This is a genomic window from Lysinibacillus sp. EB106-09-02-XG168 (assembly GCF_058791475.1).
The window spans coordinates 2,579,000-2,601,946 of the sequence record NZ_JBYTDN010000003.1 but is presented as its reverse complement, the minus strand read 5'-3'; the positions used below and the strand labels follow the sequence as shown (position 1 = coordinate 2,601,946).

The 22,947-nt window shown below is 33.8% G+C and carries 29 protein-coding genes; 21 read left to right on the top strand and 8 right to left on the bottom strand.

What is annotated here, in order from left to right; all coding sequences use genetic code 11:
• Positions 1-263 precede the first annotated feature (263 nt).
• Entirely contained in the window at positions 264-515 is a 252-nt protein-coding gene (locus tag AC3WSO_RS13635) for a hypothetical protein (protein WP_492531478.1), read from the top strand.
• A 1-nt stretch (position 516) separates the two neighbouring features.
• Here AC3WSO_RS13635 and AC3WSO_RS13630 read toward each other — a convergent pair whose 3' ends face one another.
• From AC3WSO_RS13630 to AC3WSO_RS13620, 3 genes are all read right to left on the bottom strand, one after another.
• Entirely contained in the window at positions 517-693 is a 177-nt protein-coding gene (locus AC3WSO_RS13630) for a hypothetical protein (RefSeq protein ID WP_492531476.1), read from the bottom strand.
• A 75-nt stretch (positions 694-768) separates the two neighbouring features.
• Positions 769-1,161: a YkvA family protein gene (locus AC3WSO_RS13625; RefSeq protein ID WP_492531474.1), complete on the bottom strand. Its 393-nt coding sequence runs from the start codon at positions 1,159-1,161 to the stop codon at positions 769-771.
• Positions 1,162-1,254: 93 nt separating this feature from the next.
• Positions 1,255-1,776, bottom strand: coding sequence for a GNAT family N-acetyltransferase (locus AC3WSO_RS13620; protein ID WP_492531473.1), 522 nt, complete (start codon positions 1,774-1,776; stop codon positions 1,255-1,257).
• Positions 1,777-2,354: 578 nt separating this feature from the next.
• On the opposite strand from AC3WSO_RS13620, the gene AC3WSO_RS13615 reads away from it, so the two are divergent.
• The 10 genes from AC3WSO_RS13615 to AC3WSO_RS13570 all read left to right on the top strand — a co-directional run bounded on the left by AC3WSO_RS13615 (position 2,355) and on the right by AC3WSO_RS13570 (position 7,764).
• Positions 2,355-2,885, top strand: coding sequence for a hypothetical protein (locus AC3WSO_RS13615; protein WP_492531472.1), 531 nt, complete (start codon positions 2,355-2,357; stop codon positions 2,883-2,885).
• Between the two features lie 358 nt (positions 2,886-3,243).
• On the top strand, positions 3,244-3,438 hold the full coding sequence (locus AC3WSO_RS13610) for a hypothetical protein (protein ID WP_492531471.1): 195 nt from the start codon (positions 3,244-3,246) through the stop codon (positions 3,436-3,438).
• A 279-nt stretch (positions 3,439-3,717) separates the two neighbouring features.
• The gene (locus AC3WSO_RS13605; protein WP_492531470.1) at positions 3,718-3,987 is read left to right on the top strand and encodes a holin; all 270 of its coding nucleotides are present in this window, start codon (positions 3,718-3,720) and stop codon (positions 3,985-3,987) included.
• The gene (locus tag AC3WSO_RS13600) at positions 3,987-4,730 is read left to right on the top strand and encodes an N-acetylmuramoyl-L-alanine amidase (protein ID WP_492531469.1); all 744 of its coding nucleotides are present in this window, start codon (positions 3,987-3,989) and stop codon (positions 4,728-4,730) included. Before AC3WSO_RS13605 ends, AC3WSO_RS13600 begins: the two co-directional genes overlap by 1 nt.
• A gap of 151 nt (positions 4,731-4,881) precedes the next feature.
• Positions 4,882-5,469 (top strand): DUF3238 domain-containing protein, encoded by a 588-nt coding sequence (locus tag AC3WSO_RS13595; protein WP_492531467.1) that lies wholly within the window; start codon positions 4,882-4,884, stop codon positions 5,467-5,469.
• Between the two features lie 91 nt (positions 5,470-5,560).
• Positions 5,561-6,106 (top strand): sigma-70 family RNA polymerase sigma factor, encoded by a 546-nt coding sequence (locus AC3WSO_RS13590; protein WP_492531466.1) that lies wholly within the window; start codon positions 5,561-5,563, stop codon positions 6,104-6,106.
• A gap of 4 nt (positions 6,107-6,110) precedes the next feature.
• Positions 6,111-6,302, top strand: a complete 192-nt coding sequence (locus tag AC3WSO_RS13585; protein WP_492531465.1) for a hypothetical protein — start codon at positions 6,111-6,113, stop codon at positions 6,300-6,302.
• A 79-nt stretch (positions 6,303-6,381) separates the two neighbouring features.
• The gene (locus AC3WSO_RS13580; RefSeq protein WP_492531464.1) at positions 6,382-6,828 is read left to right on the top strand and encodes a hypothetical protein; all 447 of its coding nucleotides are present in this window, start codon (positions 6,382-6,384) and stop codon (positions 6,826-6,828) included.
• Between the two features lie 306 nt (positions 6,829-7,134).
• The gene (locus AC3WSO_RS13575) at positions 7,135-7,410 is read left to right on the top strand and encodes a YolD-like family protein (RefSeq protein ID WP_492531463.1); all 276 of its coding nucleotides are present in this window, start codon (positions 7,135-7,137) and stop codon (positions 7,408-7,410) included.
• 15 nt (positions 7,411-7,425) lie between these two features.
• Positions 7,426-7,764 carry a YolD-like family protein gene (locus AC3WSO_RS13570; protein ID WP_492531461.1) on the top strand — a complete coding sequence of 113 codons (339 nt, stop codon included), beginning with the start codon at positions 7,426-7,428 and terminating at the stop codon, positions 7,762-7,764.
• A gap of 432 nt (positions 7,765-8,196) precedes the next feature.
• Here AC3WSO_RS13570 and AC3WSO_RS13565 read toward each other — a convergent pair whose 3' ends face one another.
• Entirely contained in the window at positions 8,197-8,673 is a 477-nt protein-coding gene (locus tag AC3WSO_RS13565) for a hypothetical protein (protein ID WP_492531460.1), read from the bottom strand.
• A 556-nt stretch (positions 8,674-9,229) separates the two neighbouring features.
• Between AC3WSO_RS13565 and AC3WSO_RS13560 the strand changes: the two genes are divergently transcribed.
• The 6 genes from AC3WSO_RS13560 to AC3WSO_RS13535 all read left to right on the top strand — a co-directional run bounded on the left by AC3WSO_RS13560 (position 9,230) and on the right by AC3WSO_RS13535 (position 15,591).
• On the top strand, positions 9,230-9,655 hold the full coding sequence (locus AC3WSO_RS13560) for an acyl-CoA thioesterase (RefSeq protein ID WP_492531458.1): 426 nt from the start codon (positions 9,230-9,232) through the stop codon (positions 9,653-9,655).
• An 11-nt stretch (positions 9,656-9,666) separates the two neighbouring features.
• A complete protein-coding gene (locus AC3WSO_RS13555) occupies positions 9,667-10,041 on the top strand; it encodes a DUF423 domain-containing protein (RefSeq protein ID WP_492531457.1) in 375 nt (124 codons plus the stop codon).
• A 296-nt stretch (positions 10,042-10,337) separates the two neighbouring features.
• Complete coding sequence (locus AC3WSO_RS13550) at positions 10,338-11,654, top strand: SPFH domain-containing protein (protein WP_492531456.1); 1,317 nt, start codon at positions 10,338-10,340, stop codon at positions 11,652-11,654.
• Positions 11,655-11,668: 14 nt separating this feature from the next.
• The gene (locus tag AC3WSO_RS13545) at positions 11,669-12,772 is read left to right on the top strand and encodes a TFIIB-type zinc ribbon-containing protein (RefSeq protein ID WP_492534356.1); all 1,104 of its coding nucleotides are present in this window, start codon (positions 11,669-11,671) and stop codon (positions 12,770-12,772) included.
• Between the two features lie 659 nt (positions 12,773-13,431).
• Positions 13,432-14,637 carry an EAL domain-containing protein gene (locus AC3WSO_RS13540; RefSeq protein ID WP_492531454.1) on the top strand — a complete coding sequence of 402 codons (1,206 nt, stop codon included), beginning with the start codon at positions 13,432-13,434 and terminating at the stop codon, positions 14,635-14,637.
• A 339-nt stretch (positions 14,638-14,976) separates the two neighbouring features.
• Positions 14,977-15,591, top strand: a complete 615-nt coding sequence (locus tag AC3WSO_RS13535; RefSeq protein ID WP_492531452.1) for a hypothetical protein — start codon at positions 14,977-14,979, stop codon at positions 15,589-15,591.
• Between the two features lie 258 nt (positions 15,592-15,849).
• On the opposite strand, the gene AC3WSO_RS13530 is transcribed toward AC3WSO_RS13535, so the two are convergent.
• From AC3WSO_RS13530 to AC3WSO_RS13515, 4 genes are all read right to left on the bottom strand, one after another.
• Positions 15,850-16,182 carry a hypothetical protein gene (locus AC3WSO_RS13530; protein ID WP_492531451.1) on the bottom strand — a complete coding sequence of 111 codons (333 nt, stop codon included), beginning with the start codon at positions 16,180-16,182 and terminating at the stop codon, positions 15,850-15,852.
• Between the two features lie 125 nt (positions 16,183-16,307).
• Positions 16,308-16,697 carry a hypothetical protein gene (locus tag AC3WSO_RS13525; protein ID WP_492531449.1) on the bottom strand — a complete coding sequence of 130 codons (390 nt, stop codon included), beginning with the start codon at positions 16,695-16,697 and terminating at the stop codon, positions 16,308-16,310.
• Between the two features lie 5 nt (positions 16,698-16,702).
• Entirely contained in the window at positions 16,703-17,791 is a 1,089-nt protein-coding gene (locus AC3WSO_RS13520) for a hypothetical protein (RefSeq protein WP_492531448.1), read from the bottom strand.
• A gap of 373 nt (positions 17,792-18,164) precedes the next feature.
• Positions 18,165-18,506: an ATPase gene (locus tag AC3WSO_RS13515; RefSeq protein ID WP_492531446.1), complete on the bottom strand. Its 342-nt coding sequence runs from the start codon at positions 18,504-18,506 to the stop codon at positions 18,165-18,167.
• Positions 18,507-18,849: 343 nt separating this feature from the next.
• Between AC3WSO_RS13515 and AC3WSO_RS13510 the strand changes: the two genes are divergently transcribed.
• The 4 genes from AC3WSO_RS13510 to AC3WSO_RS13495 all read left to right on the top strand — a co-directional run bounded on the left by AC3WSO_RS13510 (position 18,850) and on the right by AC3WSO_RS13495 (position 22,758).
• A complete protein-coding gene (locus AC3WSO_RS13510; protein WP_492531444.1) occupies positions 18,850-19,542 on the top strand; it encodes an SDR family oxidoreductase in 693 nt (230 codons plus the stop codon).
• A 279-nt stretch (positions 19,543-19,821) separates the two neighbouring features.
• A complete protein-coding gene (locus AC3WSO_RS13505; RefSeq protein ID WP_492531442.1) occupies positions 19,822-20,433 on the top strand; it encodes a flavin reductase family protein in 612 nt (203 codons plus the stop codon).
• A 225-nt stretch (positions 20,434-20,658) separates the two neighbouring features.
• Positions 20,659-22,161 (top strand): serine hydrolase domain-containing protein, encoded by a 1,503-nt coding sequence (locus tag AC3WSO_RS13500; protein WP_492531441.1) that lies wholly within the window; start codon positions 20,659-20,661, stop codon positions 22,159-22,161.
• A gap of 204 nt (positions 22,162-22,365) precedes the next feature.
• Entirely contained in the window at positions 22,366-22,758 is a 393-nt protein-coding gene (locus AC3WSO_RS13495) for a RidA family protein (RefSeq protein WP_492531440.1), read from the top strand.
• Positions 22,759-22,947 lie beyond the last annotated feature (189 nt).

Genomic DNA, 22,947 nt, shown 5'->3' with positions numbered 1-22,947 from the left:
ACCGGTTATAACATTAAATAATAGTTTAATTTAAATAATCTAAATAAATAAGACGAATCCATTTTGAAAAAAAATTGTTCAAATTGGATTCGTCTTTTGATCTCTTTTTATTTGAAATTTATTATTTTTTGGTATCTTTGTTGCGCTTTTTCTTAGCATAGTCTGCTTCAATTCGGATAGTTTTTTACTGTTTTGTTACGATTAATAATTATTGTTAGTGTATTTAATAGATTTGAAACTAAAACAATTAGGGAGATGGTGTAGTGAGCGAAATAGATAAACGAAACAGATTAAGCGAAGAACCATTTGCTTATCAAATAACGAAAAAAGGAACGGTAGTAATAGAATACGAGGGTAAACAAATAAAAATTGTAAAGGATAGGGAGGCCGTGCGACTTATCGCAAGAATCAAAGAAGTTGAAGACAATATAACAGCGGTACAGTTAATGCTAGCTAAAATTACAGGTAATTTTAAATGGGGTAACGAGAAAATTGGAAAAAATAAAAGAAAGTAACCTACGATTTCGTAGTTTCACATTTTCTCTTACCAGTTTCCACACCTACTTCATAAATAAAGAGGATCATAATAAAGAAAAGGACAATTTTTTGAGTAGAGCTTGCTGACCAAAAGCCCAAATAATACATGAACACAAGAAAGATAGCTAAAAGAGTTTTAACAATCTTTAGCGTCATCCAGATACCTCCTATTAGTCGGATTGATAGATTTCAAAATGATCATATAGTCAGGCAGTCTTGCTGAACAAGCTTTTAAATATGATGAATAATTATTTTACTAATCCAAACCGCCAAGATAACCCAAATAATAATAAAAAGAATACCAACAAACCAATTCTTTTGTTTTCCAGATTGTTTTAACTTTTCCGCAGCTTCTTTATGATCATCAATCACACGTTGTGGAATTAATTTTAAAGCGAAGATTATTCCAAAAGGAACAATTATCAAATCATCAAGATACCCTAGAATTGGAATAAAATCTGGAATTAAATCTATTGGGCTAAAAGCATAAGCAACTATAAGCATAGTCACAAGCTTTGCATACCATGGGGTTCTTGGATCTTTATAAGACAAGTATAGTACAAATAAATTTTGTTTTAATTTTTTAGCAAAGGCTTTAAACTTGGATAGTAAATTTATTCTCATTGAAAAATCTTCCCCCATTCCTAGAAAGTATATATCATAAAAATACATCGGGGGAAGAGAAATACTTACTGTACATCCAATGATAATATAGAGTTAGATTTTAGTATTTATATATTCCATTAGCAAAGCACTTTCATTATTAATTGTTTTAACTTTTGTAAACCCGCATTTTTCGTAACATCTAATAGCCCTTTCGTTAGAAACTTCAGGGTCTACTATTATAATTTCAGCGTCTGTAATTTTAATTATGAGTTCAATAAATTTACAAACCATAATTGTTCCATAGCCTTTATTAAATAAATTTGGATTACCGATAAATTGATCAATTCCAAAAACCACTTCATTATTTAAATAGCCTAATTTTTTTAATTCTTCCGCTTGAAGTTTATAGTATTGCATAAATCCTATTGGGGAACCGTCTAACTCAACAATGAAGGGAAGAACTAGAATTTCCCCACGAACGCGTGGTTCATATTTTTTCCTAACTTGTTCTATTGAAAATGGTGAATTGATATCCCCGTAAAATTCTAAAACTTCTCTCGTACTCAACCATTTAGCCATTAAACCATAATCATTATCTGTCATTTTTCTGATGTGTATTTTGTTGATATCCAAAAAAGTACCCCTTTCAAAACAATAAGTATAGATAAAAATATTATTCCCTACCTATTTTAACATCTTTCAAAGGGTGTCCAAACATCCAAGTATCCTGCCGATTCCGGAAGCAATTATGTCGTGGCATAATTGATATTTGGTTCATCCACTTTATCTGTGGTTGGGAAGTTTCTACATGATATCAGACCGACGATTGACTTTCCCAGCCAATATTTCTTTGTAGTACTATATTCACATGAATGATGTTCCATACATGCCATAGAATTTTGTTTACAAACTAAGCTTTCATCTTAGGTCACTGAATGTCGTTTTTGAGATAGTAAGAAAACAACTTTTTACAGCCAGTTGTTACTATTTAACAGGCGACTGGTTGTTTAGTTTCGTTTGAAAACAGATAATTTGTTAGTGTCGTCGAGAAAATGATGGGGGAATTGATAAGGGTCTTAATTGCCCATTTTTATACATCTGTGTTGGTGGGGGAAGAGAAGATTTGAAAGAAAAATGTGCAGAAATAGAACTAATTTTAATTAAGAAACAGTCCCTTCACATTTGAAAGGACTGTTCATTAGGGGGGCATTGTGGGATCGACTAATAAAAGAATTAGCAGAATTCATGGTGATTGCGAAGAAAGTTGTAATAATAAAAATGTTCAACGAGGAATACAAGTCCCTCAAGAACCTTTAGGTACAGGTCTTCCAGGGTTTGCTTATATTTATGATACAACTGCTCAACCAGGTATCCCGAATAATGGTTCAGTTACTTTCAATACAAATGGCAATATTACACCTGCAGGGTTTGTAACACATGTACCAGGAACAGCACCTATCATTATAAATCAAACGGGGATTTATCTTATTACCTTTGAAGTGTTCGTTACAGGTGGCCCTTTTGCATTTTCCCTTTTCAATGGCGACAACCAAATAGCAGGTTCCAATTACGGAGGCAATGGTGGTTCCGACCCGCAAAATGGTCAAGTAATCACTACTTTAAATGCATCGGATGTTCTTACATTGAGAAATATTCATCCAAACCCAACAGCTTTATTAAATACAATTATTGGAGGCACTCTGGTTATCAGCGCGTCTATTGTCATTTTAAGATTAGCTTAAGGATTTTAATTTGAGTCACATCTAATAAGGTGTGGCTTTTTACATTTATAGATTGGTTTTGAAATTCGAAAGGGATGGTTATCATGTGAACTTCGTCCACTTTCCATGATTCAGTTAAACTTACTAAGCAACAAGTGCACGGAAATGCACTATAAAACTAAAACACTTTTCTGCTTTACAAAACATGTCCGGCTCAACGAGAAATGAGCCAACTCGACAAAAGAAGACTTACCGCAGAACAAAGCCTTATCTTACATGGTAAGGCTTTTTATTGTTAGAATTTCTCTTTTTTACCATCTTTGTTCGGTCCTTGTGTATAATGAAAATAATCCTAAATAAGAAGGAGTTGGATAGAGAAATGGCAGATGATCTCTTTACTGCATTTATTTTTTTATTTCCAGTTTTACTAATAGCAATAACACTATGGATTAGAATCATAAAAGTAAATAGCAATATTCAAGTTGAACAAAATAAAGAAATTATCGAGCTTTTAAAAAAGAGCAGTCGCGATAAAGATGAAGTCAAAATAAACGATAATACATATATAGATTAATTTAATGTTAGTTTAACATCCTTCGGGGTGTTTTTTCTTTTGCTTTAGTGAAAAGATAAATAGAATTTACGTGCAACCTACAAATAAACGACATGGATATTTTAAAAGCAACCCATATGTTAATTCTGAAATGAATAAAGAAATATCAAGGTTATTCAGATTATTACTTAAGAATAACATTAGCAAAGACGCTTAATTTAAATTAAATGACTTACTGTGGACTTCTAAATTTTCAACACTATTTTTGACATCAAAAATATTAAAGGAAGGTGCGTAAGCATGGATTTAACAAACATTTTTATTATTGCGATGGCAATCGCTGCTATCGTTTTTGCAGTTTCGGAGGTACTTAAAAAGACATTTAATATAAACGCTCGTTACATGCCGATTACGTCTCTTGTAATCGGTATTTTAATTGGATTAACTTTTACACCACTTTCTGAATACGACGCCTATGTCATGGCTGTAGCAGGTGCAATAGCTGGTTTAACTGCCTCCGGCACATTTGATCTGGCAAAATCACTAACTAAAAAGGATGGTGCTCAATAATGGTAGTTATTCGTAAAAAATTAGTCACTGATGCACAAGCAAACAAAGTCTCTTATGGCAAAGGTAATGCTAAAAAATTCATCGTTGTCCATGAAACAGATAATACACGATCAGGAGCCGATGCAGACGCGCACGCAAGATTACAATATAACGGTAATAGCCGTAATGCATCATGGCATTATACAGTTGATGATAAAGAGGCAGTACAATCTTTTGAACATACTTGGAGATGTTGGGCTGCAGGAAGCACGACAGGCAATAACCAAGGGATACAGGTAGAGTTTTGCGTAAACAGTGACGGTAACTATCAAAAAGCAATGCAAAATGCTGCAGAGCTAGTTGCTAAAATCATGAAGGATGAAAACATTCCTATTCAAAACGTTGTTCAGCACAATTACTTTAGCGGTAAAAACTGCCCTCGAAATATGCGTGAAGGTAAAATTACATGGTCACAATTTATTGCTATGGTTAAAAATACAAGTGGCAATGTACAGCAACCTGCACCTATTGCAGACAATAATAAATACCGAGTACTTACTGGAACATACAGCACAAAACAAGCTGCAGAAAATTCACAAGATGTACTTAAGCACCGTTTTGGTTGGGTAGCTTACATTGAGCCGGACGGATCGAAATGGCGTGTTAAAACAGGTACATTTAGTGGAATTGCCGCAGCACAAGCTGGGGCAAATAAAATTAAAACAGCCAAATTAGCACAAGTTGCAAATATTATTACTGTTTAATAGTTAAAAATTATAAGCTAAGGATTTTACTATGATTCAATCTAAATAGTTTTAAAGAATATTATTCTATGGTTGTTTTTTACTGTTTAATAATCCCTTTAATTTATGAGAGGCGAATAACTGTCTACAAAAATTAAAGGAGGTAATTCTAATGGCAAAATTAGAATTAAGATTACGCACTTTTATTCCGTTTGATAAGGTGCATTTCAGTAACACATCAGGTGGTGGCGGAGAAACTTACTATGGTGGCGATAACCGTAGTGAGAAATGGGAAGGATCTTATCGCACGTCACAACGATTTGTAATCGATACTTCAAAAAAGGATTATTCAGTTAAAGATTATAAAGATACAGGAGTAACTAAACAACTTCTTTATCTAAATGGTAAATTGAAAAAAACAAATACCAAAAAAGCTCCTACTACTGGTATTACTTATACTAAACGAGTAGTGAATGATGATCTTTATCTTGATTGTCAAGTGGATTCAGCCATCCCATTCATCCCACTTGCTCCAGCTATTAACTATGAATTTACAATTAAAGTCACACGAGCAGGTAGTGTGCGTATTACAGGTAAACATGATGGATTCCCTGCTTATGAATGCTGGCGCAAGCTAAATGGTAAGTCTCCACAATTAGTGTATTTACATGATCCGCGTAAAACTGGACATGAACTTAAATCATTGTTCCCGCCTATGGATATTACAGGCGTGGATAAAGGATTATCCTTTGACGCATAAAAACATACTAAATTATTAGGCCATAGCATTATGCTATGGCTTAATTTTTTTCTCACAAAAAGAACATATGTTCTTGAAACAGGAGGCTAATATGAATTTTCATTTTGATAACAAAATGCTTAATAGTTCTTTGTTTAAGAATTTTATAAAAAATGACGAAAATAATAAATTATTTACTAGTTATATAAATGATCCAACAGATAAGAACAAGTTTTTATTGGATCAAGCATTTCAAAAGTACACTAAAAAAGCTCTGGCAGTATCTTATATAAAAAAAGTTATTCATTATGAATCACGCAGGTTTGACATAAATATTAGAAAATTAGAGAAAAATGAGCCATTAATTATAGACAAATCAGACTCGTCCTTAATTGATTCTTTAAAAGATATAGAAGCTGAAAAAAAGTTAGATCAAGTAGAAGAAAATTGTATGAGTAGCTTTATAACTGGTGATTTATTAAAACAAGCTATCTACACTTTAACTAAACGACAACAAAAAATACTGTATTTCTATTATGCATTAAAGCTTAGTGATATTGAAATTGCAACTAGATACAATGTATCACAACAAGCAATTTCCAAAAGTCGTAAACAGGCAATTTCGAAGTTGAAAAAGTTCATAGTAACAAGGAGATAATTTGATGAAAAATAAAAATTTTGAAGAGCAAGAAATAGAAGAAATTATTACAATAATTGAACCGATGATTAATTATGCCTTATTACAAACAAGTCCAAAGCATAGAGAGGAATTAAAGCAACATTTGTATGAACTGTCTCTAAAATCCTTGGCTAAAGTCAAATTTAATGAACCGAAAGGACTATTTATCAATTAATAAAATAAATATTTCTTCTGAGTTAAGATATTGTATAATAATTTTAACATCTAGATTCCCAGAAAAAGGAGAGTTTTGTATGAAAGCTAAAGGTATTTTAAAAGGAATTACTATAGGTATTTTTTGTTCAATTTTTATTCCATACCTTTTTTCTAGTGTAGGGAATACTTTAGCAGGAGGTCGTATAAGCTACTGGGGAGAAAGTTGGTTATATATAGCATTTTCTATTCCCATGATTCTATCCATGGCCATAATAGGATATTATCTATCTACTCAAAAGAATATCCCAAATAAAAAAATGTGGTGGATTAGTTTCTTTGTAACTTTAATTGTCAGCTTATTTACTGGCACATTGGGTATTTTAATTAGTGAAATGGTATTGCGCGGTAACTTAAATACATTTAATCTAGAAGATTCAATGATATGGGGCGTCATTTATAGTATTGTATTTCTTCCAATAACTGTACCTTCAGGGAAGCTTATTTTAAATTCTTTGCAATATTGGATTCAAAAACCTTCAGTTTAAAAAGTATATAATATCAAGACCAAGATGAAATTAATTATTTTGGTCTTTTTTGAGCCATATAAGTGATGTAGAAGATACAACAATGAGGTACTTTATGGGGGACCCCACCGAAAAAGTAGGCTCTATGACAAACGGAGAGGCTTTAGGATTGCTGATATCAGTAGTGAAACGCACAATATAATCAATTAACTATGACCAGGTAATCACAAATTTTTGTGAGCCTGGTCATTTTTTTATTGCTAAAAACAGAACGTTAGTTCTATAATATATACAAACAAACGTTCTGTTTATAAAAGGAGAATTAACATGGCTACTAAGACAAAAACACCAACAAAAAAGAAAGAACCTAAACACTTAGACCGTGATGAGTTTGAATTAGAGGAAATAGCATATACATTAACTGAATCGATGCAAGAATCAAAGAACAAAGTATTTTCAGTTTACAAAAAAGATGAACAGTTAACAGGTATGGTCACGAAAATGGATGCAAACACTAAATTAATACATATCAAAGATAAATACATGGATATTCATAAAGTGCATTTCTTAGATATTTTAAACGTATCAGAATGTGATTATTAATGGAGAGTGATTTGTATGTTGCATGACCGAAATAATATTAAGTGGACATCAATGATGTTGCCAGAACATCTTGTAGAGTTAAAAAAGTGGAAAGAAGAGCAATTTTACGATAAAAAAAGAGAATTAACTGAGTGGGAACTAGAGGAGTTACAGCAAACAATCCACCGTGTAACTGTAATGAAAAAACTTGTAACACTTACTTTGTGGGATAATAACCACCTACATGATGAGACAGGTTTAATTACTGCAACAGATACAAATAAGAAAGAATTGCTGTTGGAAACCGAAACGGCTATTAAAAGAATAACAATTGATAAAATCCAAAATGCGAAATTGGTGGATACTGATGATTAAACCTGAGGACCGTGAAATACAAGACAATTCTTCTCTTGAAAAGTTAAAAATGGCCAAAGTGGGGTAGCACCAACAAAACGCGAATTTCGTACGCTAAGCAAATTGCAACCTAAAAAAAGTCGATTCGTGAACGCTAAGGAACCGACTTTTTAATTTGGGTGTTTTTGCCCATCCCCTCGAAATGGGGGAGGGCAAAAACAAATTATGAAAAAACCTTATAAATAAGCGTTTTGAGTTACTTTTTTGAAATTGACATGTTTCAAATGCTTTTAAGTTGTATTTTTGAAACGGGAAATGCTCTATTATAAACCATGTCAAAAAGTACACTTTATGACATGGTTTATAATAATTTTAACTAATACCCCCTTTTCGGGGATTTGGGAAAAAACCCCCTTGTAGGGATTCCTACAAGTTCTTTTTGTTTTACTGAAATTAGAGGATGTTTGGACAAGGATAGAAGGCCCCGCTTGTAGCCTGTACACCTCCACCATTGAGTGGATCAACATCATCATATATTTGTCGAGTGATTTCTTCAGCATGACTTTTTTCCAATCTATCATCAGTACATCTAATATCTAGTTCATGTATGTTCACACTAGTCCATAAAGAACCTCCATGAATATTTTTGAATTCAAACTGAAGCAATGGGCCTGGGTCATGATTACGATCTGCAAAAATAGTATGATATCCTCCTAATGAAACCGTATATGAAAACATCATTCTATCCCTTCGATCCCCTTTAATGATAGTAAGTATTGGATTTTTCAATGTAACTAAAACTACACTCTCATCGTCTTTCCATACTATGTCCCAATCTTCAAATGGGAAAGAGAGAGATGCTAAAGTCCCTTCCGTTCTTACACTTGGTATGGCTTTATTTGCTGAAGAAGCTTTTTCTATATCCATCATTCTATTTAATACACCTCTCTTGAAATTTATTCATTTTTTATTATTTACACGAAGCATACAATTTATGTATTTATGTCCTCAAAATAATAACGGAACATTCTTAATATACAGAAAAATTAAGTTTTTTAAATGAAAAATTCCTTAGCGTACCTTGGTAATCTCCAGCTATAACTTTATTCTTTGCCATAAATAAAAAACTCCTCCAAAAATAAATAAATCAATATTACCAAGTGTTGTCAGTGTTAGCACAAAAATAAGTATAAATGCTTTTTTACAAAATGAATAACCCGTTAAAATAGATATTTTTTGTATCGCACCTGCTCAATGCTTTTATTTTTTATTTAAATTAATGGTACCCCACGGTACCCCAGAAAGTACCCCAGTTAAAAGATTTTATATGAGTTTATATGGTAGATTGTTAAATATAAAATAAATTCTTTTTTTTATGAATCACCTCTATTTAATCAAGTCATTTTTTCACCCCAAAAAAATCAATAAAACAAAAACACCGCCAAATCAATATTTTTACGCTATAATGTAGGACGAGGTGAAGAAAATGTTTGTAAGTGAGAAACAAATTGAAATTCGATATGCTGAGACCGACCAAATGGGCGTAGTGTATCATGCGAACTACATTATTTGGATGGAAATAGGTCGTTCACAGTTAGTCAATGATGCAGGCTTTGAGTATGCAGAGTTAGAGAAAAATGGTTATGTATCGCCAGTGATGGATTTATCCATTTCTTATAAGGCAGCAATGCATTATGGTCAAGTGGCAACTGTCCGTACATGGGTAGAAAAGCACGATCGTCTACGTACAACATATGGCTATGAAATTTTACATGAAGATGGCACGATTGCAGCGACTGCTCAGTCCGTACATATTCTAGCGCAAAAAGATACGTTACGTCCGGTGTCATTAAGTAAAATTGATCCGGCATGGGATGCGAAGTACAAAGAAATCGCACGCGATACGAAATAGGAGAAACATATATGGAACTATTATTAGCGATAGGTGCAATTATGGCATGTCTTGGTGTCGTGCTAGGCGCTTTTGGAGCACATGCATTAAAAGATAAATTTGCGTCACCACACTACGCAGCCATTTGGGAAACTGGAGTGCAGTATCATATGTACCATTCATTAGGTTTACTGGGGCTTGGTATTTTATCGAGTGATGCTCTTTTAGGAGCTTCTAGTATGCTTTCTTGGGCAGGTTATTTAATGTTTGCAGGTATAGTGTTTTTCTCGGGTAGTTTATATGTATTAGCGGTTACAGGTGTGAAAAAGCTTGGAGCGATTACCCCAATCGGTGGTCTATTATTTATCATTGCCTGGGTGCTAGTGGCTATTTCTGCATTTTCTTAGAATATTCACTGCAAATAAAGTGAGGTAGTTCCTATGGAGCTATCTCATTTTTTATAAAGAAGTAAAAAAATGAAACAAAATGGTCTATTTGTGCGTACTACATAATGATTAGATTATTTTAGCATTTTAGCGTATTTCAACTGAAATACAGAAATTCAGGTTAAGCACTTCACGACTGTGAAAACACCTGAGTGACTAACGTCATGTGGGCCTAAAGCCTGCAGACGCAATTATGTCGAGTCATATTTGATATGGTAAAATAAGTCTTAGTTTATAAGTTGAAGGTGGGAATAAATATGGGTTTATTAAAAGCAGGAGTTGGCGCATTAGCAGGTGTTTTAGAAGATCAATGGCGTGAATATTTCTATTGTGAATCACTGTCAGCTGATGTTCTTGTGGCAAAAGGTTTTAAACGTACTTCTAAACGAGGGTCAAATAAAGGTAATGACAATATTATTAGTAATGGCTCTATTATTGCTATAAATGAAGGGCAATGTATGATGATTGTCGAGCAAGGGAAAGTAGTAGAGTTTTCTGCTGAGTCTGGGGAGTATGTTTATGATACATCAACAGAGCCTTCGATTATGTATGGCAGTGATTTATCTGAAGGTATTATGGAAACATTCAAGCAGATTGGTAAACGCTTCACTTTTGGAGGAGAACCTGCAAAGGATCAGCGTGTGTACTATTTCAATAAAAAAGAAATCGTAGGTAATAAATATGGGACACCAGCACCGATTCCTTTCCGCGTAATCGACCGTAATATTGGCCTAGATATTGATATTGCTATTCGTTGTCATGGCGAATATTCATATAAAATTGTCGATCCATTATTATTCTATACGAATGTTTGTGGAAACGTAGAGCGTGAATTTACAAGAGATGCCATCGATAGTCAATTAAAAACGGAGCTGATGACTGCGTTACAGCCGGCTTTCGCACATATTTCAGCAAGCGGGGTTCGCTATAGCGAAATTCCGGCTCATACGGTAGCTCTAGCGGATGCTCTAAATAAAGTGTTATCAGAGAAATGGCTAGCAACACGTGGTTTAGCAGTCGTATCATTTGGCATAAGTTCTTTAAAAGCATCTGAAGAAGATGAAGCAATGATTAAACAACTACAACGAAATGCAGTAATGCGTGATCCAGGTATGGCTGCGGCTCATTTAACGGGTGCTCAGGCGGAAGCGATGATTGCAGCATCCAAAAATGAAGGTGGAGCAATGGCAGGATTTATGGGCATGAATATGGCAGCTCAAGCAGGCGGTGTTAATGCAGGACAGCTTTACCAAATGAATGAGCAAAATAAACAGGTAGCCCAGTCACAACAAACAGCGACGAATTCAGGTACATGGAAATGTGCATGTGGCAACGAAAACACTGGTAAATTCTGCTCAAATTGTGGGACACCAAAACCAGCCGAAGAAGGATGGACTTGTACATGTGATGCTGTCAACAAAGGCAAATTCTGTGGCGAATGTGGTGCTAAAAAACCTTCAGGAGCGTTACAATACGTTTGTGATAAATGTGGATGGCAGCCAGAAGATCCTGCGAACCCACCAAAGTTCTGTCCTGAATGTGGCGATGTGTTTGATGAGAATGATGTTAAGTAAGGAGATGACTAATGATGCCAACGCAAGATGCTGAAAATTTTAAACAAGTAAAGCTTGATTTTGACGCTGAGTGTCCATCATGTAGTGCATCTATTGAATTTAACCCCGCAACTGGCAAACTTACGTGTCCATATTGTGGCTATGAGACTGAAATTGCAGCCCCAGAAAAGCAAGAGGAAAAAGTTGCCCAGGAAATGGATTTTGTAATGGCTGAAGAACGTGGGAATTTTAACTGGGGTGTTGAGAAAAAAACAGTTATTTGTAAATCCTGTGCGGCAGAAACAATTTATGATGCGTTACAGGTAGCCGATAGTTGCCCGTATTGTGGTTCTAATCAAGTTATGGAGGCAAGTGCTAAAAATACACTAGCACCGAACGGGGTATGTGCATTTGAAATAACAGATAAGCAAGCAGGAGAGAACTTTCAAAGTTGGATTAAGGGAAAATGGTTCACGCCAAAAGCAGCAAAAGAAAGCGCAAAGCCGGATTCGTTTAAGGGAGTTTATCTTCCATATTGGACTTTTGATACTAAAACAAGCTCAAGGTATTCTGCAAGTTACGGTAGACATCGAACAGTTACAGATAAAGAAGGAAATACCCGAACTGAAACGGATTGGTATTCCACAAGTGGTTTTTATCAGGAATTTATTGATGATCATTTAATTAGTGCAACAGCCCGTTATGATCGAAATATGATGAGAAAAATAGAACCTTTTAATTTACTCAACAATAAAGCCTATAAACCAGAATATGTTTCAGGTTTTTTATCAGAACGCTACAGTATTGGTTTACAGGACGGATGGAGTCAAGCGAAGAGGGAAATTTCAGATCATCTGGAGTCACAAATTACTTCAAAAATACGTTGGGAACATAATGCGGACGTAGTATCTAGCTTACATTTCTCAACAACGCATGATGATATTACATATAAATATCTAATGTTACCAATTTGGCTATCTTCATTCCGCTACAAAGAAAAGGTTTATCGATTTATGGTGAATGGACAGACAGGTCGAGTAGGCGGAGATGCCCCGATTTCACCACTTCGTGTTACAATTGCAGTTATCTTATCATTAATTACGATTGCGATTATTTGGTATTTCTTTATGTCAGAATAGTTAGGAGCAGTATTCCTGTAGGGTTATCCATACGTTGGAATGCTGCTTTTTATCTACTTTCAGGCAATAATTGATTTAGTAGTGAATGCGTCAGCACAAAAAATAAATGGGTGAATGGCTGAATCATTGTAGAAAATAGGATGAAAACTTCTAGTTATCACGGCTTTCACTTCTGATAGTTGCATAAATTATAATAGGAAGAAAATCTAAGGGGTTTTACACATTACTACATGAAAAAGGCGAATCCATGTGTTAGTGTGGCGCTAAGTAAAAATATATGTACTAAAGCAACCTATTTTATGGGAAAGTCGTTATGAAAGATGAAATGTCAGAAAAACGCACGATATAGAGTACGTCTGTGGAATGAAAAAGAAATGTTATTTCGTCAAAGTAATGGTACTTCTTATGACCTTTATTGTTAAGAAGTGATGAACATAAAGCGTGTGAAAAAAATTACTAGGCACTAATTCGTTTTATTAATACATCATCTTGGTAGGATCTTGTTAAACTTCAGGACAATTTATTCCATAAAATAACGTCATGTGAAGTTGCCAATTTACTTTAAACAAATTATTATACATTCAGAGAGCTTTTTTTCATGAAATGAGCTGTGAATGTAATGTTATTCTTGGATAACATCATGTATGGAGGTTTCGACAATGGATGCAATTGAAGTGTTAACAAATTTAGATCAAATACATGGGTATTTTCAACCTATATTTAGCGCGGATGCGCATACGGTGATTGCTTACGAAATTTCCGGACAGTTACAAATTGAAGGTCAACAAATTAATTTAAAAGACTTTGTGAATAACGAAGATATTCCAGAAGAATATCGTATCGATATGGAACATAAAATTTTACACGCTGCATTAGCAAAAGTAAACGAAATCGGACAGGATATTGATATTTATATTCCAAGTAACCCGAACTTATTGATGCAGGATTTCGGTGAAAGTCATTTTAATATTATTCAACAATACATCAGTGAAGAGGATTTACATCGTATTGTATTAGTTGTTTCTGAGCATCGTTTTATAGGTGACATTAATAAATTGCACCATGCAGTACGATACTTTACGACTTTTGGTGTCAAAATTGCTATTCAGGAAGTAGGAGCGGAGAGTCATCTAGAGCACATTGCTTTATTATCACCACAAATCTTAAAGGTCAATATTCGTGACTTAAATTATGATTCTTGGTCCGCACAGTCAGATATGATATCAGCAATAGGTAGCCTAGCTTATAAAATTGGTGCAAATCTTTTATTTGAAGGAATCGAAACAGTTTATCAATTACAATTTGCCTGGAAAAATGGAGGCCGATTTTATCAGGGCAGATACTTGGCAAATTCTTCATTGACATTCGTAGAGAAGGATATTTTAAAAGAGCGCTTTAAGGAAGAATGTCAACAATTTATTACCTCTGAAAAGAAAATTTTAGAGGCACAATATTTTGAGTTGAAAAAGTTGAGGGAGGAGCTAGAAGCAATCGTCCATCGTGTTAAGCCTTCTAGTGACAACATCACACATTTAGAGCATTTAGCTCAGTTGTTGGATAGTTATTCGTTCCGAGTATATATTTGCAATGAAGATGGTTTCCAACTATCCCCAAACGTCATGCGTATAGATGGTCAGTGGGAATTGCAACCTAGTGCGATCAATAAAAACTGGAGTTGGCGACCATACTTCCTACAAACAATCATTAAAATGCGCAATGATCAAAGCGGAGAAATTTCAGAGCTTTATCGAGATATCGAGACTGGAGAAATTACAAGAACATTTTCGATTGCAATAAACGAGCATGAGTACTTGTTCGTCGATCTATCGTATGATTATCTTTATGAGCATAACATCTTTAGATAGTGCTACAAATGCTTATATGTCAGGGTTTCAGGGGTACAAGAATAACTTGTACCCCTAATTTGTGTAAAGATGATCACTTGAATTTTATTGGATAAAAGAAAATGAATTGTTTTTTTTGCAACGGCGTAACAGTAGCTTCAGCAAATCTTTTGATTGAATGCTTATTTTTAATGGTAAAAACATTTTTGCGATGTAACACTACTAAGGAATTTTAAAAGTATTGCTATTAAGAGACTGAGAAAAAAGCTAAATGTAATGGAAAGTAAAGGAAAGCGATAAAAATTTATATAGTAAATCCCCATCCGTTTATATATATTTATGGAGGAGGGATTTTGAACAATGAAAAAATTATTTTTAGTACCACTAACATTGCTACTAGTTATTTTGTTAGTAGCATGTAACAAAGATAAAGAAAGTGACAGTGGTAAGAATGAAGAAAATGCTGATCAAACAGCAGAGGAAACACCATTAAAAGTCGATAAAGGACTTATAAACGTTGAAGTTACAATACCAGCTTCGTTATTGGAAGGTCAGGACATTGATACAGCGATTACTGCGGCAAAAGAAGAAGGGGTTAAAGAAGTCATTAAAAATAGTGACGGCTCTTTAACATACAAAATGCCTAAATCAGTTCATAAAAAAATGTTGAAAGAGCTGGAAGAAAGTGTTTTAGAAACGGTAGAGGAAATTAAAACTAGTGATGATTTTACTTCTATCAAAGATGTCACTTATAATAAGTCCTTTACGGAGTTCACATTAACTGTAAATAAAGAACAGTTTGACAGCGGTTTTGATGCCATGTCATCAATGGGACTTGCAATAGTAGGTATTTATTATCAACTTTTCAATGGAATGGATCCGGAGAAGATTAAAGTTACAGTAAATTTTAAAGATGAAGCAAATGGAGATGTATTTAATTCAGTTGTTTATCCTGATGATTTGAATGATAAATAAACTGGAGAACAATTAGTATGGAATGATCCTCTTTAAATTGGGCATTTAAATATGACTATATAATTCTAGTCAATTACATGTCCTTTTTGAAGGGGATATTTTTATAAGTTACGCAAAATTTGAGTTAAAAAAATTTTAGTAGCTAAATAAAAAGCTAAAAATGTCAATCTTTGTTGGGCAAGCCACTGAAAAAGTCGATTTGTACCAAAATTTTCGGTATAAATCGACTTTTAATAATCATCGCATAATTGATGTAAATTATTTTAACGGAACTCCAAGTCCTAATGTAGAAGCGATCGAGACAATAGAGCTAATAACACCTAGTATACTAGTTAATTTCTCTAATGGCTTTTTAGCTTTCTCCTTATCTCCATTTTCAATATGAGTTTTAAGGAGTTCAAAATGAGCTTCTGCAATTTCTCGTTGTTCATCTGCTAGGTGTTGAATTTCTTTTTGAAGCTGTTGTAAAGCATTGATAATGTCACTTGGTGGGCTAGCTATCCCTTGACTGAGTGTACCATTGTTTTCAATAGTTATATTACCTTTGTTTTCTCCAAAAGTTAGACCACCATATTTACTAGATTCACCCATATAACCATCTCCTAATATAATAGTAACTTTCCCAAGTTTTGATACTTTATCTAATACTTGATCAGAATTTTCTTTTGTTAAAATATCGATAATTTCTCTTAAACTCTCGGGTTTATTGTGTTTAGTTATCCCGACATTTTCCTTTTTATTTGTAATTTTTTTTTTGAAAAACTTTGTCTGAAATCCTCACTTAATTCAATGATTGGAATAGCGTTTAAAGGATCAAAACAGTTCTCTGTACCACAATATTTGCATGTAACGGAATCGATATTTTCAAGTTCGGATTTACTAGCAGTTAAAATACTTCTACTACATTCCTCACATTGAAATTCTAATTTTATAACGAGCGCTTCTTGTTTTTCTAATGCAGATAATTGATCAATAACTAATCCAAGAGGCAAGTTAGTTATTTTTGCAATATAACTATGGTAAAATTTATCAATTTTACTGATAGCAATTACCTCAAGTGCATTATCTATTTTTTGAGAAATTTCCCATGGCTTTAAATTGCTCAATACTTTTACCTCGCAGAATAAATTTGGTAAATCAATTTTTCTCTAATATAATCCAATACAGGTTCAGACGCAAATACATTGAACTTAAATGTCTTTGTATTTACACCGATTCGAACAGAATATTCTTGTTTAACGCCATCAACACTGTGTTCAAATAGTATAGATCCTTTTTGTTTGGAAAGGTAAGGCTCTAAATAATTGTATAAGGGTAAACCTCTCAGTTCTCTAATACTACCTAACCCTATCGTTTCAAGGCCACTTAACAGTAACAAAGTAAAAGGTGTTGTTTCTAAAATACCGGTGATATGTTCGCAATTTAAATTTTGCTCTAGAACTGATAATTCACCATTAGTATAGTATTCATCAATTGCAGAAAGTATACTCACAATGGATTGACCCTGCGTTTCTTCAAATGTATTGACTAATCCTGCTGGTCTTCCTGTAGCATCAATCAGCCTTCCTTGAAGTGAATCCGCTAAAGTCGCAAGATTACCACCATAATTTTCTAATAAATCATACTGTTTGAATTCGTAATGCTCATCAACTACTTTAGTTAACCAGGCAATTATTTTTTTGGCAACCGTTGAACTTGCTCGTACTTCAATTATTCCCTTAACTTCATCAATGTAAACTGTTGTAATTTCATGTTTAATATATTCTCTACGGTTTGCTAAAAAGTAATCAACATTAATACCTGTTCTATGAATGAATCGTAAAAAATATATTTGTGAACCTTCGATATCAGCAGCAGCAATAATGGTAGGATCAATAGGAACATTTTCGCTATTTGGTGTAACAACTGTTTCGAAAGGATTAAAAGGCATTTTATTAATAATACTTTGTTTAAAACCTGTTAAATCAGTTTTATTTGTCGCCTGGTACCAAGCTAAGGAAACTGCTCCAGAGAAAATATTATCGCTGATTATTTTTAGAACATCGCCATCAATATGCTCAAAAACATCCCATACTCTGCTAGCTAATTCATTTACATTGCCATTGGTATCTAAAGTCATTTTATTACAAATCTCTTTAAGTAGAGTTTTGCTTAATCTATGCAAGTCTTGGGGGAAAATTAAAGATTTAATAGTGTTCATTTAACACCCTCCAGAATTATATTCTGTGTTCGATGAAAGTATGCATTTTGCTTAATAAATATAATAGTATATGTATGAAAAACCCAAAAAATGACAAAATAATGTTGGTTGACAAGAAAAGATGGACATATATAGACCATGGCGAATAAAGTTAGAGAAGGATTGTAAGAAAGTGGGAGGGGTTATATAAAACATCAATTCGGTATAACAGCCTAAATTAAAAAGTCACTCATTAATAATTAAGTAACTTTACTTAATTATTCGGCAAAATGAAATTAGGGTACAAAGGAGAAGCTGGTTCTCAAATGTACCCCAATTGACTTACCTTTAATTACTTTAAACGAAGAATGTTAGTAAAGACTTGTTACTAAAATTAAAGAATTTGTGTTAATTCTGAATTTACAAACCTTTGAGCAGTAATGAGAACACCTGAAGCCGTTCTACCATAGACGCTATATAATCCGCCAGTTTGGTTAGGGACAATTTCCACTTCATACTGAGCAGCACCTCCTACACTTGGTGTTACGAATGCAGAAGCGTTAGCATTTGCGGCAAATGGAGTTGTTGATAGTAATTGTCTTGAACCGTTAAGTCTAAAAACTCTTACTACCCCAGTTAGTAAACCTCCAGTTAGATTGAGAATTTTGATACGAACGCTAGTTGCATTAGCTGGTTGATTTCCTGTATTTTCAATTGGTCCAGTAGTTAAAGGCAATTTAAATTCACCTCTTTCTTTAAAATAGATTTATAATCTGCAGATTACATTTTCATTGTATGCAGTATCTATAGTAATGCTCTAAACGTATTCATCAATTTTCTATAAAAATGTAGAAATTGATATGTAAATCTTTCTTCATTAGCTATCTAATGTGCTATGACTTTCTACCATTTTGGGGGTGTCACTTAATTCTTTTTTTTGCACGTATTGAGGATATTTGGTGTTATATGAATATCAGATGAGTAACCGTACATATTACGGCTTTTCGATAAGGCGGGTGAGGATATATTGATAGGAGTTCCTATTCTGGTATAATTAACTGTGAGAGAGGATGATCAGTATGAGTAAAAATATCGTTGTTATAACAGGGGCAGGCAGTGGTTTAGGTGCAGCACTTGCTAAAAAGTATTCGACTTTAGGCTATCACATTTGTTTGCTTGGTAGAACAAAATCAAAGCTTGAAAATACGGCTAACGCGTTAACTAATGGCCACACTATTTATGAGGTGGATGTTTCTTCAAAACAAATGGTTACTCAAATAATTCATTCTATACAGGATGAGTTTGGGTCCATTCCGTTGCTAATTAATAATGCGGGTGTTGGCTATTTTGATAATGCTGAAAACTTGAATGAGGATTCAGTTCATCAAATGATTGATATTAACTTAAAAGGAACAATTTTTTGTTCACAAGCAGTATTAAAAGGTATGAAAGAACGTAATGAAGGAACAATCATCAATATTGTTTCAACAGCTGGTCTAGAAGGAAAAGTAACGGAATCTGTTTATTGTGCTAGTAAATTTGGTGTACGCGGATTTACCGAGAGTCTAGCATTAGAATTAAGCGAAACAGCGATTAATGTATGTGCTGTATACATGGGTGGTATGAGAACAGAGTTTTGGGACGGTATATTTACTGAAGAAAAAACTAAAACGTTAATGGATCCTAATGACATCGCGGAAATTATAATGGACAATATAAAACCAAGAAAAGCGTTAGCTGTAACTGAGGTTGTAATTAAAAATCGACGATAATACAATGATCTGAAAAGAAAATGACTAGGTTCTGCAATTAATGTTGAGCCTGGTCATTTTCTATTTCATTTAATATTTCAAAAAAATATACAGTAGATGTCCTCAAATATTATTATTTTAGCCATGCCAATAAGGAGTGAGTAGCGTTGTTTAAAGAATCTATTTCTGTCATTGCAACTGCATCATAGTAAAAAAACGAAAATGCTATTCATACTTCGATGAAAATTGAAATATTTCTCTTGTACTATAAAAATTGAAAGACGGATAGGAGGAGAAAAAATGACTCAAATTGCTAATACTGAAATGATTCATCCAAAAATTTTATACTACGGGACACCTGTGATTTTATTAACTACACTGAATGAAGATGATACCGTAAATATTAGCCCCCTTTCGTCATCATGGGCGTTAGGGGATTGTATAATATTAGGGATTGGACTTGGAGGAAAAGCTATTGAAAACCTAGAACGACAGCCAGAATGTGTAATTAATGTCCCAGGACCTTCATTATGGGAGAACGTAGAAAAATTAGCTCCATTTACAGGGAAAAATCCTGTTCCAGAATTTAAGAGGGTGAATGGATTTTCATTTGAAAAAGAAAAATATGAAATTAGTAACTTAACACCAACCGTGTCTAAAACAGTAAAGCCTTCAAGAATTGCAGAGTGTCCAATTCAACTTGAGGCAAGGGTAAAACATATTCGAATCCCTGAATATGCCTCTTTTTTTGCCATTGTTGAGACACAAGTTTTACATGTCCATGCCCATAAGGAAATTATTGTTGAAGAAAATAAAATTGATCCAAATAAATGGAGCCCACTAATTTATAATTTCCGACATTATTTTGGACTTGGTCATCAGTTAGGTAAAGCCTTTAGAGCAGAAATTTAACTATTATTAGTTATCGTAGAAAAGATCAGCACTCATTTTTTATGAGGGACTGGTCTTTTAGTGACTTTTTTAGATTATAAAAGTACAGTAAGTTACAAAACTGTCATGTTGTGATTTCTTTAGTCATGTAAAACGATTGTTGTGGTCCGAAATGCTTGGTATAGTTAACGATGCTGTTATGATAATTTATAACCTTATACCCAACATTGATTGCTTAAAGGAGAAATGAAAATGAAAGCACTATTAAAAATTTATTTGTCTATAATTGTTACGATTGTGTCCTTTTATAGTTTAACGCCTACAATCGTAAACGCAGATGCAAATGAAAAAACTCAAAAGATTGATCAATTTATTCAAGAGCAAAAGGCGATTAGTAAAATTCCAGGGATATCGCTAGTAATTGTTGAGAAGGGGAAAACGGTTTATGAAAAAGGTTTTGGATACGCCGATGTTCAGTCAAAAACACCAGTTACCTCCAATACATTATTTGAACTAGGATCTACATCGAAAGCCTTTACTGGACTAGCCATTTTAAAATTGGAAACGGAAGGGTACCTAAAACGCTCTGATGATGTCCGAAAGTTTATCCCGTGGTTGGAGTTGCAATATAATGGAGAACCTCAGGCGATTACTATTAATCAGTTACTGTATCATACAAGTGGTATAGCTACGAACACAATATCAAGTATTCCTAAAAGTAATGAAGAGAACGCACTTGAATTGACTGTGAAAAAATTGCTTGATCAGCCATTAAATAGACGGCCAGGTAGCTCATTTGAATACGCAACAGTCAATTATGATGTTTTGGGACTCGTTATTGAAAAGGTTTCAAAACAACCGTTTGATATGTATATCAAACAGCAAATATTAGAGCCAATCAATATGAAAGATTCATTTGTTGGACTTCATCAAGTTAAATCTAATGAGATGGCGTCAGGATATAAAATAGGACTGATGAGAGAACAGGAATACACACCACCTATCTATCGTGGAAATATACCTGCTGGATATATTATTAGTAACACAAACGATATAGCAAACTGGTTAAAGCTCCAGTTAGGAAATAGTCAAATTAATTCGATAGAGAATAAAATTATTCAAGATTCGCATATCCCAGATCAATCTGTAAAGCCATTCGATAAGGATACATACTACGCAAGTGGATGGGGAGTTATAGGAAAAGAAGATAAACAATATATATTCCATGCTGGTGAAAACCCTACATTTTCATCTTATTTCATCATGCAGCCCGATGAACAACTAGGAGTAGCCGTATTATCGAATATGAACTCGAGCTATCCAACTGCGATAGGACAAGGTGTGATGGATTTATGGGAAGGGAAAACGGTAAATACTATTCATGCTGACAACTATCAGAATTTGGATAAAACGCTGTCACTTATATGCGTTATTGTTATAGGCTTTGGGATGTTTTTAAGCGTTCTATTGCTACAATCCTTGAAGAAAGTTATTAAAAAACAACGAATTATAGTATCTTTAAATATGAAAAGGGCTTTATTATTAGTTTTTCATTCTTTAAGTGTTGCAATAACTATTACAATGATCATAATGTTCCCGAAAGTATTACCTGGGGGATCAAATTGGGAATTTATTAAAGTATGGGGTCCAACGTCAATTACTGTGTTATTTTATGGTGTAATAGTGTCGACTGTGATTTACTATTTAGTAGGTTTGGTAAAAATCTTCACGAAAAAAGAAAAGAATTAGAAATGTAGAGATTTGATTGTTTAAGAAAATTATGGTAATGTGGAAGTGACTTTAGGTGAAGGGTGGAGAATCCAAATGAAAAAAAGATCAATATGTTTTTTATCTATGGGTATCGGATTCTCAACGGCTGTTTTTTTCTAAAATGGAGTTTTAAGGGACGAGTCTGTCCTTTTTTAGAAAAATAAAAACCTAAAGGAGATTAACATGAAAACTAAAATAACACGCAAAAATCCAATCCAAGTACCTAGCCCTGTTGGCAATTACAGCCATCTTACAATAATTCCAAAGAATGCAACAATGTATTCATTATCTGGACAGATTGGAGTAGGAGCTAGCGGTGAATTGCCATCGACACTAACAGAGCAGGTTAAAAATACATTAAAAAATATTCAATTAATATTAGAGTCAGAGGGGCTTAACGCAGACAATGTGGTGAAGGCCAATATTTGGGCAACTGAAGAAATAGATTGGGATGACTTCTATCAACAATGGGAGACGATGTTTGGAAATCCTTATCCATCTATGACGATAGCTTATATTACTGCTTTAGGACTTCCTGACATTAAATTAGAAATTGATATTTGGGCTGCTAAATAAGCAGAGTACCGACAAAATCTTGAATGATTTTGTCGGTTTTTTTAAGTGAATTTTTGGGGTAAATGATCTGAAAAAAAGGCCACTTTTCCTAAGTGGAAAGTGACCAAAGAAAGATTTAATAATGATGGGGGTGTGTTTCTTGCCCAAGGTATGAGCAAGTTGGAAGCAAATTAGATACACTACCATTTT